The sequence below is a fragment of the Ideonella sp. FW305-24 genome, assembly GCF_058788035.1.
In genome coordinates, this window is the sequence record NZ_JBYTAI010000003.1 from 174,815 (window position 1) to 188,632 (window position 13,818).

General features: G+C 66.9%; 12 protein-coding genes. All 12 read right to left on the reverse strand.

Going from position 1 to position 13,818, the window contains the following annotated elements:
• From AC3WR5_RS09610 to AC3WR5_RS09665, 12 genes are read right to left on the reverse strand one after another with little or no spacing between them, the layout of a single operon-like run.
• Entirely contained in the window at positions 1-1,185 is a 1,185-nt protein-coding gene (locus AC3WR5_RS09610) for a hypothetical protein (RefSeq protein WP_492483849.1), read from the reverse strand.
• A 3-nt stretch (positions 1,186-1,188) separates the two neighbouring features.
• Complete coding sequence (locus AC3WR5_RS09615; protein ID WP_492483851.1) at positions 1,189-4,902, reverse strand: hypothetical protein; 3,714 nt, start codon at positions 4,900-4,902, stop codon at positions 1,189-1,191.
• Positions 4,902-5,309, reverse strand: a complete 408-nt coding sequence (locus AC3WR5_RS09620; RefSeq protein ID WP_492483853.1) for a hypothetical protein — start codon at positions 5,307-5,309, stop codon at positions 4,902-4,904. Before AC3WR5_RS09620 ends, AC3WR5_RS09615 begins: the two co-directional genes overlap by 1 nt.
• A complete protein-coding gene (locus tag AC3WR5_RS09625; RefSeq protein WP_492483855.1) occupies positions 5,306-8,938 on the reverse strand; it encodes a tape measure protein in 3,633 nt (1,210 codons plus the stop codon). Before AC3WR5_RS09625 ends, AC3WR5_RS09620 begins: the two co-directional genes overlap by 4 nt.
• A complete protein-coding gene (locus AC3WR5_RS09630) occupies positions 8,931-9,143 on the reverse strand; it encodes a hypothetical protein (protein ID WP_492483857.1) in 213 nt (70 codons plus the stop codon). Before AC3WR5_RS09630 ends, AC3WR5_RS09625 begins: the two co-directional genes overlap by 8 nt.
• 9 nt (positions 9,144-9,152) lie before the next feature.
• Positions 9,153-9,899, reverse strand: a complete 747-nt coding sequence (locus tag AC3WR5_RS09635) for a phage tail tube protein (protein WP_492483859.1) — start codon at positions 9,897-9,899, stop codon at positions 9,153-9,155.
• Between the two features lie 9 nt (positions 9,900-9,908).
• Positions 9,909-10,388, reverse strand: coding sequence for a hypothetical protein (locus AC3WR5_RS09640; protein ID WP_492483861.1), 480 nt, complete (start codon positions 10,386-10,388; stop codon positions 9,909-9,911).
• The gene (locus tag AC3WR5_RS09645) at positions 10,385-10,702 is read right to left on the reverse strand and encodes a hypothetical protein (protein ID WP_492483863.1); all 318 of its coding nucleotides are present in this window, start codon (positions 10,700-10,702) and stop codon (positions 10,385-10,387) included. Before AC3WR5_RS09645 ends, AC3WR5_RS09640 begins: the two co-directional genes overlap by 4 nt.
• Positions 10,699-10,953, reverse strand: coding sequence for a hypothetical protein (locus tag AC3WR5_RS09650; protein WP_492483865.1), 255 nt, complete (start codon positions 10,951-10,953; stop codon positions 10,699-10,701). The genes AC3WR5_RS09645 and AC3WR5_RS09650 overlap by 4 nt, the downstream gene beginning before the upstream one ends.
• 44 nt (positions 10,954-10,997) lie before the next feature.
• On the reverse strand, positions 10,998-11,936 hold the full coding sequence (locus AC3WR5_RS09655) for a major capsid protein (RefSeq protein WP_492483867.1): 939 nt from the start codon (positions 11,934-11,936) through the stop codon (positions 10,998-11,000).
• Positions 11,937-11,976: 40 nt separating this feature from the next.
• Positions 11,977-12,315, reverse strand: a complete 339-nt coding sequence (locus AC3WR5_RS09660) for a capsid cement protein (RefSeq protein WP_492483869.1) — start codon at positions 12,313-12,315, stop codon at positions 11,977-11,979.
• Between the two features lie 36 nt (positions 12,316-12,351).
• Positions 12,352-13,758, reverse strand: a complete 1,407-nt coding sequence (locus tag AC3WR5_RS09665) for a S49 family peptidase (RefSeq protein ID WP_492483871.1) — start codon at positions 13,756-13,758, stop codon at positions 12,352-12,354.
• Positions 13,759-13,818: the final 60 nt, after the last annotated feature.

A 13,818-nucleotide genomic window follows, 5' to 3' on the forward strand; every position in this document is an offset into this window, starting at 1 on the left:
TTACCTCCAAGGGCCGGTCAGATCGAAGAACACCAGTCCCGCGCTTATCGAGTTCTGTGTGCCTCCGGGGGGCCCGCATCGCACTGCCAGCAGCCGTCGGCCTGCCAAATCTCCTTGACCGTCGAGCTTGTCCCATGTCGCGAAGGCGAACCCAACGTTTTGGGGCACGTGGTAGAGCCCCGGCAGCCGCCCGCGAATGCTGAAGTCGTAGTCCCGGGCATAGACGCGATCCAGGTCCAGCATGTTGTCCGGCGTGTTTGGGTACGGGCTCACCAGACTCGATTGCCCACTGATGATCGTGCCCGCGGCACCACGCAGGCTCTCGGCGCAAATTCCGCCAACGGCTGCACCGCCAAAAGTGCTGAAGGACCGGGAAAGGAAGAAGTTGCCGACGTTGGCCGCATAGAGCGAATTGCTGAGGTCGGGCACATTGCCAGTGGAAGCGGACAGGTTGCTCGCGGCGCAGCACAGCAGAGTGGCGTAGTTGTCGGTGGAAGACCTGGCCACGAAGTCGCCAAAGCCGCGCAAGGTGCCTTGGCTGGTAACCGCGACACCCTGCCCCGAGCCACACCAGAAATAGAAAAACTTCTCGTCGCCGATGAGGATCCAGTTGCGGGCAGTCGCGCCCGCCGCCGCGGCCTTCTCCCAGTAGCCTCCACCGCTGCTTTGAGCCTCGGTCGGAAACTTGCCGAGACCGGTGTTGATGTCGCTCATCGACTCATAGCCGACGACGCGTGCGTTCGTCGTACCGGTGTCGTCCACGCGAAACACCTGGCCAAACGCAGTCACGTCGCTTGGCTTGTAGACGGCTAGGTTGGTGCCCGAGAAAGGCTTTAGCCAGCCCAGCGGCGACATCTTTGCGGTGATGCTTCCAGTCGCGGTCTGATTCGCAATGCCCGTCGCGTCGAATGTCGCCGTCGTGGCTGTCACGCTGAGCAGCGTGCGGTCGCCGTTCAGCGCCGCAGCACCACCGGTAATGCCGGCCAACAGGACCACCGCGTCACGCTCGAACGTGATGCCGGCACTCCGGGTCAGCGTACCGATTCCTCCTGCGATCACGAGACTGTCCATCGTGACCAGGCCGAACCCATCTTTCAGACATGCGTCGGCCAGCGCGATGAAGGCGCCGGCAACCCCGGCATACACCGGTGCGCCCGGCATGTTGGAGTGGAAGTACTTGGGCATGGTTTACGGCCGGTCCACGTCGCCGCGGGCCAGCAGGGTGAAAGAGTCGCTGATGCCCGACTCGGGGCCTTGCTGCACGGTGCGGATCACCCACACCGGGAATTCGGCGCCCACGGTGTTGAAGCGCACCACGTTGCCTTGTGACCAACCCGCGCCCCAGCCAGCGGCGCGGATCGTGAAGTAGGGCGAGCCCGCCGCCTCGTTCATCGGCGCGCAGTCGGTGGTCGTGTTGCCCGTGGCGATCAGGCCGATGTGCTCGCCGTAGACGTTGAAGGCGCCGGTGTTGGTGAACTGGACATACCACCGCTCGCTCAAGCCACCTGCGTTGGTCAGCTCGATGGGGTGGGCAATATCGTTGTAGGTGGCATTGGCCGCGCTGCCGATCGGCTCATCTCTCCACTCGTTCGTCCAGCTCACCTGGTCGAACAGCGTCGACACCCGTGCGAAAAGGTTGCCGGCGACCAAGGCGCTGCTCACGTAAGAGCCGTCCGGGAAATCATGGGTGAGCGGCCTGGTGAACGTGATGGACCCGTTGATCTGCGCGTCTCGCACCAGCGCCATGTCTTCGATCCGGTGCTGCATCGTCACCGGCTGGGCCCAGCCGGTGATGTCGTCGACGTGCAGCGTGCCGGCGTCCAAGTCGACCGTGTACCCGGTGTTGATCGCCAGGCCGTCGCTGCCGTAGACCGACACGCGCGAGAGCCGGACTCGGCCGAAGTCGACGTTGTCGCCGTTGGCGTAGGTGTGGGCTGCGACGGTGCCCGTGTGGCCCACCACCGCGTAGCTGCCAGCCCGGAAGATGGGCACCTGGCCATTCGATGGCAGGCGCACCGGATTGACGCCGATGATGTTCGGGTCGAGCGGCAGGTAGGTGTAGGCCGAGGCGTTGTAACGCAGGCTGTCCGCCCGCACGCCCTGGCTGCGCACGAGCGAGACGCTGGGCACGCCGAGATAGCTCACGTCGGTGACGCCCGTCGAGGCGCCCAGCGTGGAGCCTGCGCGCTGGCCGAACCGAAGGACGACGACGCCGGTCTGGTAGTCAACGGTGCCGATCACGCCGCGGGCGCCGAAGCTTGCCGTGTCGGCCGGCGCGCCGCCGGTGCTGATGACGCCGTCCGAGCCGGCCGTGGCAGTGAAGGTGGTGCCGTCTTCCCATTGTCCGGCGACGCTGAACGAACCGCTCCGCAGCGGTGCGATCGACGCGCGAAACACCGCGCCGTCCAGCAGCATCACCGTGCCGTCTGCAATGCTGGGCGCGACCGTGCCGGCGGCGTTCAACACCGAGGGTGAGAAGCCCGAAGACCACAGCGTCAGCGCGTGGTAGCCCTGCATGTTCACGCCAGCCCCGTAGATGGCGGTGGACATTTGGAACGAGCTGTCGCCCACCAGGTGCGCATAGGCGGCCGAGATGGTGCCGGCCTGGGTGCCCAGGCCCGTGGTGGGCGACGGATTGCGCACCACATTCGGATAGGCGTTGCGGTACTGGTCGCTGCCGATGAAGTACTGGCTCAGCGGGTTGCGCACGTACAGCGTGTTGAAGGTCGAGATGGCCGAGCTGGTGGCCCCATCGGTGCCCGAAGCACGCCACTGCGTGGCGACCGCCAGCGTGCCGACCCACCAGGCCCACGGCGGCGTGTCGCCAGGCGTGCCGCCCGGGCCGTTCAGGACGGTCAGCGTGACGGTGCGCAGCGCGGTGCCGGTGTAGACGATGTAGGAGGCGCCCACGCCCAGCGGCGTGCGGTGCTCCCAGACGCCTTGCACTTCCTGGTAGGTGGCCAGCGACTTCACCAGGGAGCAGGCCCCGGTCGAGTAGTTCACCGCGCCGCAGGTCAGGTTGCCGCTGGGCGTGGCCAGGTAGAGGTTGCCGGCGCCGTCGTCGAACACCTCCAGCACCACCTTGGCCGAGGTGTCCACGCCCGGATAACCGCGCACTGGCCGCTGGCCGGTGATCGCCAGGTTGACGCTGTTGGCCTTGACGGCGCCGCCCAGGCTGAAGGTCCAGCTCGCGCCTCCGTCGGTGAAGGATGCGATCGACGCGGTGAGCGCGGCGGCCTCGGTGATCGCCAGTGTCACGGCCGTGCCCGAAGGCGGCAGCGTGCTGGGTGCGATCCGTACGATGCCCTCGGCATAGTCGACCTCGCCCAGGCCGTAGCCGGTCAGCCCGCCGGTGCCGTTGTCAGTGACCGTGCGGGCAGAGCCATCGTTCCAGGTGATCGAGAGCGTGTTGGGCTTGATCGAGTGGCCCAGCGCGTAGGCGAAGAAGGCCCGCGAGACCAGCGGGCTTCCCGTCGTCGGCACCGAGGCGACCGTGGGCGCGATGACCGACGACACCCAGACGATGATCACCTGGCTGCCGACGTCCGGCAGCGCGCCCAGGGTCAGGCTGACGGTGCCGGTGCTGAAGTTGCAGGTGCCCACGCCGAAGGCGCTGTCGCCACCGCGCAGCGCGCCACTGCCGTCGTCTTCGAGCACGTACCACCGGCCCTGGGCCATGTAGCTGACCTGGACGCTGCCTCGGGCCGGGATCGGGTCCAGCGTGGCCACGTAGGTCAGCCGCTGGCCTTCGATCGTCACCGGAATGCCGATGGACGAATTGACGACGGTGGGCGTGGTGGCTGGCGTGTAGGTGACGGCGTGCGCGCCGCCACCGGTGCCGAAGAGATTGGTCAGCAGCGCGACGACGCCGTTTGCATAGTCCACCGTGCCGACCTGGTCGGTGGTCGCATCGTTGACCAGGTTGCCGCCCTTGTCTTTCAGCGTGACGCCGCCGCGCACGATCACCAAGCTGCCCGGCGTGATCGCGCCGCCCAGGAACATGCTCTGCGTGGTCGTGAAGGCCAGCGTCAGCGTCTGGGTGACGTTGCCGCCGGCATCCAACGGCAGGCTGAGCTGCTGGTTCAGCCGCGCATCGGCGATCGGCGTTTCGATCTGCGCCGAAGGCACCAGCGCCGCGAAGATGCTGGCCGCCAGCACGGTGAACTCGCCGACTTCGGCCGGCACCGTCAGGCGCACTGCGCCGTAGTAGCGCGCGGCGTCGGCAACGATGGTGTCAAACAGCCGCGTGCGCGTGCTGTAGCTCAAGCTGGTGTCGTATCGGGTCGGGTCGAAGCCGGGGTAATCGACGTCGAGCTGGTCGCTGATCTGCACAGTGACCTGCAACCGGCTGAAGTCTCCGTTGGCGTCGGTGAAAGTGCGGGTGATGCTGGACACGTCCGTCGCGCGCACGTACTGGTCATGCTGACCGGCCTGGCCAGGCAGTTTGCGCAGCACCAGGGACTGGCCGACCACTGGAAGCGGCGTGTTGACCTGGCCGAGCATGGTCACCGTCATCTGCCCGGCGATGTGGTCGCCGAGCAAGTAGAACGACAGGGCCGGGCCGATCGACAGATAGGACTCGATGCGGTTGATCGCGTCGTCGCGTCGGTCGAAGGTGTCGGCCGTCGAGCACAGCGTGACGTTGACCAGCGGGTCGGTGGGTGGTTTTTCGACGATGACGTTGGCGCCGAGATACTCGTCGGTGTTGTTGGTATCAACCTGCACGAATACTTTGCGGGCCGAGAGATTCCCGCCCGCGCGATCGACCTCCGAGAGGTCCGAGAAAATCCCGTTGCTCTCACCGTCCGCAATCACCTGGCTGGTCGGCGCGCCGCCGCCTTCTGGCACGTCGGCCATGACCTGGCTTTTGACCAGGCGGATATCGCCCTGAAGGATTGGCATCAGATCCTCATCAGCTTGGCGGTCACGGTGTAGTGGTCCGTGTCCGTAGGGTCATCGAAAGGCACCACCGCGTCGGCCTGGAAGGCCGGCGCTTCGTGGTGGCGCCAGATCACTTGGCCGGGCTCGTCGTCGAGCGTCAGCGTCATTTCGAGCAGCGGGATCTCGGCCCAGGCCTGCAGCTGCAGCACATCGGCCAGCGTCAGCCAGCCGCTTTCCTGGTCGCGGCTGCCGAGCGTCACCGGCTGGCCGGAGGGAATGGCCGCGGCCTGCACGATCAGGGCGCCAGTGAGTCCCCGCTCGATCGCCTGGTCGACGGGCTGCCACGCGAGGCGGTCCAGCTGCTGGATGCCATCGGGGAACGTCACGACGACGCTGCCGACAGAGAGGGTGATGGCGGCCATCGTCATGCGGCGCGAGCCGCCTCCTCTTCAAGCTGCGCAAGAAACGAGGTGAGCGCGTTCGCGTCTGCCGCGCTGGCGGTGTTGATCGTGGTTGAGGTGCTGCCCAGCTTGATCGTCACGGTGTGCGATGTGCTGCCGCTGGCAGTCGCCGTTGCCCCGGTGCTGGAAGGCGTCTGCTTGGCACCGCTGCCATCCTTGCCATAGAGCGCCTGCTGCGCGGCCTTGGCCAGCGCGTCGCTGAGCGAGCTGCCGCCGTACTTCGCCTGGCCCGGGTTGTTGCTGGACGGCACATTGCCGTTGCTGTCCGCGAACTGCCGGGCCACGGACTGGGCGGCGCTGTCGTCGAGGCCAAGGGCTTTGAGCTGGGCGATCAGGCTGGTCAGCGTCTGGCCTTCAGCGTTGATCGTGTTCTTCCCGGTCATGTCCAGCGCGAAGCCGTTGGCGTCGACGTTCTGGCGCTTGTTCTCCAGCTCAATGGCCTTTTCCTTGGCCGCGTTCAGGCGCTCCTGCGCCGCGTTTTGCGCTTCCAGGGCAGCGGTGACCGCATCGACGGCGCCGGCGGCCGAGTTCGCGGCAGTGGCCCAACCGCGGAAGCCTTCAGCACCCTCCCCCGCCACGCGCACCACGGTCTTGCCGGCTCTGTCGGTGGCCAGCTCCATGTCGTACACGCCGGCCACGATGGAAGCCTCTGCGATCTTGATCCGGTCATTGCTGGCGATCGCCGCTTCGGCGTAGCGCCTGAAGGCCTCCTGCTTCTGGCTCAGCGCGACGGTGCCGTCGTACTGGATCACGTCAAAGGCCTTCTTGGCGCTGTCGGCGATGCGGTCCAGCTCTTCCGGCGCCTTCAGGCCGAGCGCGCGAAACGCCTCGCTCACCGTGTTCACGCCTGGCACCAGGTCGTCGAGCTTGTTGCGGGCCTTCTCCAGGCCCTGGGCCAGTTGGTCGCCGGTAATCAGACCTTGCTGGCCAAGTTCCTGGTATCGATCGATGACGGCCTGCACCGCCTTGCTGGTGCCCGCGGCCTGCAGCGCTTGGTCCAGGCTGGCGCCCAGCGTTCGGCTGACGATCTCGCCCTTGGCGCCCAGGCGCTCCAGGCTGGCCGCCAGCGTGTCCACGTCGTTCAGCGCCTTGTTGGCGCCGGTGCTGAAGCCCGAGGTGAGTTCTTCCAGGCTGGTGCCGGCACGGCGCAACGATTCGACGGTGACGGCGTTGATCGCGTCGGCCAGCCGGCGAGCGCCCTGCTCGGTGCCGTCGAAGGCGGCTTGAGCGGTGGTCTGGAAGACCAGCAGGTCTTTGCCGTTGAGCGCGGCGGCCAGAGAGTCGCGCACCTGGTCGCCGGTGATCTTGCCCTTCTGCTCCAGCGCGTCCAGCGCAGTGATCGCGTCTTTGATGCCCTGCAGGTTGTCCAGCTGCAGCGACTTGGAGACTTTCTCCATCGCCGCAGCCACACCGTCACCCTTGGTGATGACGGCATCGAACTCGGCCACCAGCAGCTTGCTGGCGGCGTTGAGGCCCAGCGCAGCATCGGCGGCCTGCTGGGTCTTCTGAGCCAGCGCGGCTTTCTCCGCGGCCGCCAGCCTGGCGCTCTCGGCATCCGCCTTCTGAGCAATGGCCGATTCCTCGGCGCGCTTCTTTGAGCCATCCATCGTCTCGAAGAGATCGACCAGCGCACGCTGACCAGCATGGATGCCGTCCACCAGCAGGTCCGCAGCAAGCGCCACGGCTCCAATCGCGGTGCCAATCCCCGCGATCTGGGAAGCCTTGGTGACAAAGCCTCGGATGAAGCCGCCCGCAGCGTTGGCTGACGCACCTATGCCAGTAAGCCCGGCGGCGGCTGTCGCTGACGCGGCTGAGTTGGCACGCTTCGCTGCGGTGTTGGCGATCGTGACTTCGGTGTCGGCCGCAAGTGCGGCGGACGCTCGCTGGATAGCAGAAGCTTTGTCAAGGAAGAACCTCGCTAGGTCCAACGCCTTGTACGCAGCCCAGGCTTTCCCCGCATTGAGCAATATCGCCCCCAGGGTGTCGAGGTTGCCGGCGATCAAGTTGATCAGTCCGGCCGCCTTCGTGGTCACGCCGTTTGCTTGGTCGACCTCTCCGACGTATTGCGTCCATTGGGTGCTCAAGTTCTGCAGGGCACGACCCACCGACGCGGGCAACTGTTCGAACTCGGCCTGCACCGCGCTGGCCTGCCCGCGCAAAGATTGAATGACCACCTGCGAGGTGAGCGAACCGGCTTCCGCCAGCTTGCGCAGTTCGCCTGTCGTCACGCCGAGTCCATCCGAGAGCGCCTGAGCCAACCGCGGGGCCTGCTCCATGACGCTGTTGAACTCGTCGCCGCGAAGTACACCGCTCTGCAGCCCCTGGATCAGCTGCTGAATGGCCGCCCGCGAGGACTCGGCCGATGCGCCGCTGAGCTGGGTTGCCTGGTTGATGGTCTCGGTGAGAGCCAGAGCTTCCTGGTTTGAAACGCCTATGGCCTTGCCTGCTGCGGCCAACTTGGCGAAAAGCGTGCCCGTTTCCTCCACCGCGCTGTTCGTGCGGGTGGCGACATCAAAGACTCCCTGGAAGGCCTGATCGAAGGCCGCGCCCTCACCCGTGGTCAGCTTGATACGGGCCGCCAGGTTGTTGTACTGGTCTGCCGTCTGGGACAGCTGGCCGATCAAACCGCCTAGCAACTGCCCGCCTATCGCCGCGCTCGCGATTTGCTGGACAGTGCGCAGCTGGTCGCCGATGCCTTCCAGGCCGGTACGAACGCCGGCGGCCACCTGGGTCTGCTTTTGCCCTGCTTCGGTGGCGGCCGTGGCGAGCCTGCTGTACTGCGCTGCAATCTGCCTGCTGCGAGCAATCAGCTCCTGTTCTCGCAGCTCATCTGCCAGCGCTGCCGCCTCGGCAGCCTGCTGCTGGCGGCGTTCGGCCGCCATCGCTTGGTTGGCGGCCTCCACGCGTGCAGCGGCAGCGCGCTTTGCGGAAGCTACCGCCTTTTCGTTGCTCGCGGCTACCGCGGCTGAAACGGCGGAGCGCCGCTGTTCCGCCGCCGCTTCAGCCGCTGCTGCGCGCTGCGCCGCGGCAGCCACCTCTGCTTGAGCCGCAACCTGCTCCGCCGCCTGCCGCTGGGCAGCCTGGCCAGCTGCATCCTGCGCGGCCTGCAGCTGCCGGACACCCTGCACTGCCTCTTCCTGCCGCCGGCTCAGCTCGCGGGTTTTGCTGGCCAGCTCGTCGCTGCCAATGCCTGCATCGTTCAGCGCCTTGCGCTGATCCTGCAGGGCTTGCGTGGCCAGCTGTTCCTGATCCTTCGCGGCACGCACCGCGTCGCGAAGCTTTTCCAGGCGGCCCGTTTGGGTCTTGGTCGGCTCGCCTGCAGTGTTGATCTCGCGAGCGTAGGCCTGGGCCTGCTGTTGCGCAGCTTGCAACGCTTCTGAGGCCGAGCGCGCCTGCTCTTTCAGCCCGACGAAGGTGGAGATGGCCTCCTGCTGCTGGCCGATGGCGCGCAGCTCGGCGGCCAGTTCCTTGGCGTTTTCCGCCAGCGAGGGATCAATGGCGCCGTCCAGGCGCTCCAGGCTGGTGGCCAGGCGGTTGACATCGGCGTCACCGCTGGTGGCGGCCTCAATGTCAAACCGGATCTTGGGATCAGCCATGCGTGCTCATCGCGGGTTCGGGTGGCACGGCACCGCCGTGATAGCGGCTGCCGAGCTTGGTGCAGGCCGCGCGCCAGACCTGTTCGGTTGGCGCGGGCCAGGGGGAATTCGGGAGGATGGGGACCACCAGCAGCAGCCGTGCGGTGCGCGACACCTCGATGGCGTCCCGGCCATCAGCCAGGCGCCAGCGGTCCCCGTTTGCCACCTGTGCTGCTCAGCGCTGGTCGAAGACGAAGGGCTCGGTCTTACCGGCCGGCGTCTTCAGCTTGCCGGTCAGCTCGATGGTGTTCCAGTCATCCTTCAGGAAGTCGAATTCCGACGACGGCGTCAGCACCACCTCCCAGACCCGCAGGATGCCAATGGAATCGTCCACGGTGTTGATGCCATCCATCATGAGGAAGGCGCGGAGCTGAGGCTGCACGCTGCCGCGGATGCGGGCGCCCGTGAACGCCAAGGCGCTGTAGTCAGCCTTGCAGGATGCAGCATCGGCGATGGCCCCACCTTCCAGAGCGCGGACCATGCCAAGCCGGCGATTGACTTCATAGTCCTCGCCTTCGTCGTACGTTGTTGTCCCGGCAGAGTTCGACAGCGTGAAGGTCGGACCGAGGTCTTCGTGCGCCAGCTGCACCCAGCCGCCCAGCGACATGACGACGACTTCGTCAGCCACGGTGCTGGCGGTTTGCGAATAGGTGGCGGCTTCGCCCAAGAAGCAATACCGCAGCGTGTCCCGATTCACCGTTTCGATGGTGATCGAAATCTCCGCCGAGTCCAGCTGGGACGCGGTTTCCAGGATCTGGCCCCAGGTGGCACGCTTGCGGCTCTTCTGTTCCTTGGTGGTCGAGTTGCTCTTGATGGCGAGCTTGGTGGCGTTGCCCACATCGACCAGCTTGCCGCCGGCGATGAGGGGCTGGATCATCACGTCGCCCGCGCCGATGAAGCCTTGTGCTGTGGAAAGAGACATTCAGTTCTCCTAAGGTTGCTGGGCTGCCGTTCCTGCGCGTCGCGCAGCGGGCAGCCGGTAGTCGATTTCGAAGACGGTGAAGATCAGCGCGCCGCCTACGTCCAGGCCCTCCATGCGATAGCCGCGCTGGCCCTCGCGCGGGGCGTTGAAGCCAGTGAGGCGCTTTTGAGCCACCAGTTCGCGCCCCGCCGCAAGGCCACTGGAAGCAAGGGTCAACTTGACCGCCTCCATGTCCTGATCTGCTGCTGCGCGAGCCTGCTCTGTGCGGTTGATGACGCCCACGGTCAGCGAGAAGGTGCGGCCCTCGCTCTGCCCTGGGCGGTCAATGAACGCATCGCCCTTGTCTTCGATGAAGACAACCCGTTCGCCATCGGCCAGCTCGGCCGGGGCGGTGGGGTTGTCCACGAACGTCGCCCCGGCCAGTTCCGGCGCTGCACCGAGCGCCTGGAAGATGGCCTGCGACAGCAGGTAGGGAATGGACTGGCTCATGGCGAGACCTTCTTCAGCCAGGCCTTGAGTTCCTGGCCGTCATTGACTGCGCGGCAGTCGTTCACCCGGTAGGAGCCAGCACAGGGGCCGGTGGTCACCGCCACCGCGTCGCCCTTGCGCACGTCCAGCCCGGCCGCGAACAGCGCGCTGCGGTGGGCGGCAACGGCCCGGCCGTCCAGCGCCTCTTCGTCCGATTCGCCGACGATGGCCGAGAAGGAAAGATCGTCCACGCCTGCGCGCGACCGAACCATCTGCACAGCGAAGTCGGCCAGGTCGAAGAAGACGCCGGCGGCCAGGTCGTCGTCGCCGATCACGGCTTGGCGTCCTTCTTGGCGTCGGCCTCGGCATCAGCCTTGGCCTTCGCTTCGGCTTCAGCCTTGGCCTTCGCTTCGGCTTCAGCCTTGGCCTTCGCTTCGGCTTCAGCTTTGGCCTTGTCAGGGCCGAGCGTCGCCGCGCCGCTGATCAACAGGCCTTCGGCCACTGAGGCCGACACGCCGATCAGATCGCCGCCAGGTTCGACGCGCTTGCCGCCATGCTTCACCGGCTCGACGGCGATCATGTCCACCAGCTTTCCGGCACCGGTGGCTGCCTTGCTTTGGCCGCTCATGGTCAGGCCACCGCGGCGATGAACAGGAAGCCGGCCGTGGAGCCCGGCAGCACGGGCTGGCGAGCGTCGGTGACCGGGTAGTACCAGGTGTTGGTGTTGCGGTCGAAGTAGCCTTCCTCGACGCTGGGCCGGCCCTTGAGCTGGTAGGTGTAGCCGAAGGTCGGCGCACCAAGGTCGGCAGCGCTGGCGGTGACCGTGTAGGCGAGCAGCGCGTATTTGCCCCACACGTCCTGGAACGACGTGCCGTCGTGGTAAATCGCGCCGCCTTCCACCACCAGGTCCACCTCGAACTGGGCGGCCAGCTGGGCCAGCGTGGCCGGCGTGCGGTCCTTCGCGGTGCTGATCTTGTCCAACACCTTCGGGTGCACGCGCAAAGCGCTCAGCACTTTCGGCCCCAGCTCCAGCACGTTCGGACGAACGCCGGTCTGCGAGCGGATGGCTTCTTTACCAGCCTCGATGTCGCCGTGCGGATCGCTGGCCGGGTCGCTCCACTGGTCGGTGCCGGACAGCGTGATCTTGTTGCCCGCGCCGTAGTTCGCTGCGTTCAGCGCCAGGTCAGCGGCCTGTTTTTCGCGCTCCAAAGCCTGCAGATTGAGCACCTTGCGGACCGACTGAGCCTGCAGGTTGAGGCCGGGGACGGCTTCCGCCTCTTCCATCATCTCAACCGGCACGGACGCTTCGAGGCGGTAGTCCCCCAGCGAGAAGGATGCCGAGCCGTAGTTGAACTGCATGCGCTTCGTGTTGGCGCCAGGGGCGCGCGCCGTGTTCACCAGCTTGAAGTCGTCCGGCGTGTACACGATGATTCGGCCGCCTCGCGCACCCACTTCCACGTTGGGAAACAGGATGTTGGCAATCGGCGAGGCGTTGCTGCGATAGCCGCGCGCAACTTCGGTCAGGATCGGGTCGATCACCCGGGCCTGCGAGGTAGTCATTTGAGTCATGAAAGGCTCCAGAAAATGGGATGCGGGGCCGAGCTGGCGATCAGTTCGGGATGTAGATCAGCTCGACGATCTGGCCGGCAGCCGTGGCGGCTGCCTGGCCTGGCGCCATGCGACCGACCTTCACGCCGGTGTTGTTGGTGATCACCCGGCCCAGGTTGTCGACTTCCACCGCAGCGCCGACGGCGATCGCGGCGCCGGCCTCGGCTTCGACGGTGCCGCCGGCATCGACGGGCACCAGGTCACCGGAGGCGGCCGACGTGCGGGTGAAGCCGGCGATGGCGGCGCCGGCGGCCGGCACAGCACCGGCAACGGTGACGCCGCGCGCGGGCGACAGCGCAGCCGCCGCCAGCACGGAGAGGGTGAGGTTCGCGTAGTTCATCGCGTGTTCTCCAGGTTGTGAGGTTGCGAGCGGCGATCAGCCGCCGAAGCCCAGCCGTTCCATGGCGGTCAGGAAGTCGACGTTGTGCTGGGCGGCGTAGGCCTTGGCCTTGGCCGCCTGTTCCTTCTTGTCCAGCTGAGGCTTGTCGTCCTGCGGCGCGGCCGACGAAGGAGCAGCCCGCGGCGCGTCTTCGGTGTGGGCCGCGACGGCCTTGGCGCGCGCGGCGCGCTCGGCGTCCAGGATCTGCATGGCCGCATCGGCGCCGGTGCTGGTGCCGTCGGCGGCCAGCTTCTCGATCAGCGCTTCGTGGCCCGGCAGGGCCTGCTTGCGGACGCCGGCGACGCGGGTCACTTCGTTGTCACGGCCCTCGGCGCGCAGCATGGCCGCCGCCTCGGGGTTCTCGGCCGCGAAGGCCGCGGCAACTTCTTTGGGGGTCATGAAAGACTCCTTTGGTTGAGGTGGGGTCAAGGCTTGCGGCACCGGCGAGCCAGGGTCAGCCTGCGGGGCGCTGGCGACGGGCGCCGGCGCGGGTGCAGGGTCGCCCGCCACTGGCGCACCGGCCGGTGGGAGGGCTGCTACAGCGAACACCGCTTTGCGGCGCGCTGCGAAGCGTTCGGGGTTGGTGGCGAGCTGCTCGACCATGTCGTCGACCGTGGCCACGCCGTCGGCCAGGCCGCGGTCAATGGCCTGCTGGCCGATCCAGATGCGGCCATCGGCCATCTGCTGGTGCGCCTGGTCGGCGGACACGCCGCGGTGTGTCGCCACGGCATCGAGGAAGGCGCTGTACAGCTGGTCGACCTGCGACTGCATGTAGGCCTGGCCTTCTTCGGACAGCGGCGCATTGCCGCTGGCCATGCGCTTGTAGCGGCCTGCGGTGATCTCTGTCGTCACGCCGCCGGTGTTGCGTGGCTGGTAGTTGTGAGTCGCCACCACGCCGATGGAGCCGACCATGTCGGTGGCGCCGCTGATGTACACGGCATTGGCGGCCGAGCCGATCCAGTACAGCGCGCTGGCCATGGTGCCCTGGCTCACGCTCACCGTCGGCTTGGCCTGGGCGAGCCGGCGCACAGCTTCGGCCACGGCCGGGATGAGCGTGACGGAGCCGCCTGGGCTGTCGATGGCCAGCACCGCAGAGCGGACGCGCGGATCTGCCGCCATGCTGTCGATTTGCTTGATGGCGCCCTGGGCGCTGATGCCGCCGCAGATCTGCATGAACAGGTTCGCCTTCGGCGCGATCACGCCTTCCATGCTGAAGACGCCGACTGCGCCTTCGCGCAACTGGTAGTCCTGCTGATCGCTGGTGAGCGGGCGGCCCATGCGCGCCTCGAAGGCGGCCAGGTCGATCTTTTCGCCGCGCAGGTGCGTGCGGTAGATCTCCTGCATCTCCAGCAGCTTCTCGGGCGTGACTGCCCAAGGGCCGGTTAGCAGTTCAAGCAGCGTCATCGCGGGGCTCCAGATGCGACGAACCCCGCTCGGTGGCGGGGTTCGGTGGGGGAAGGATGG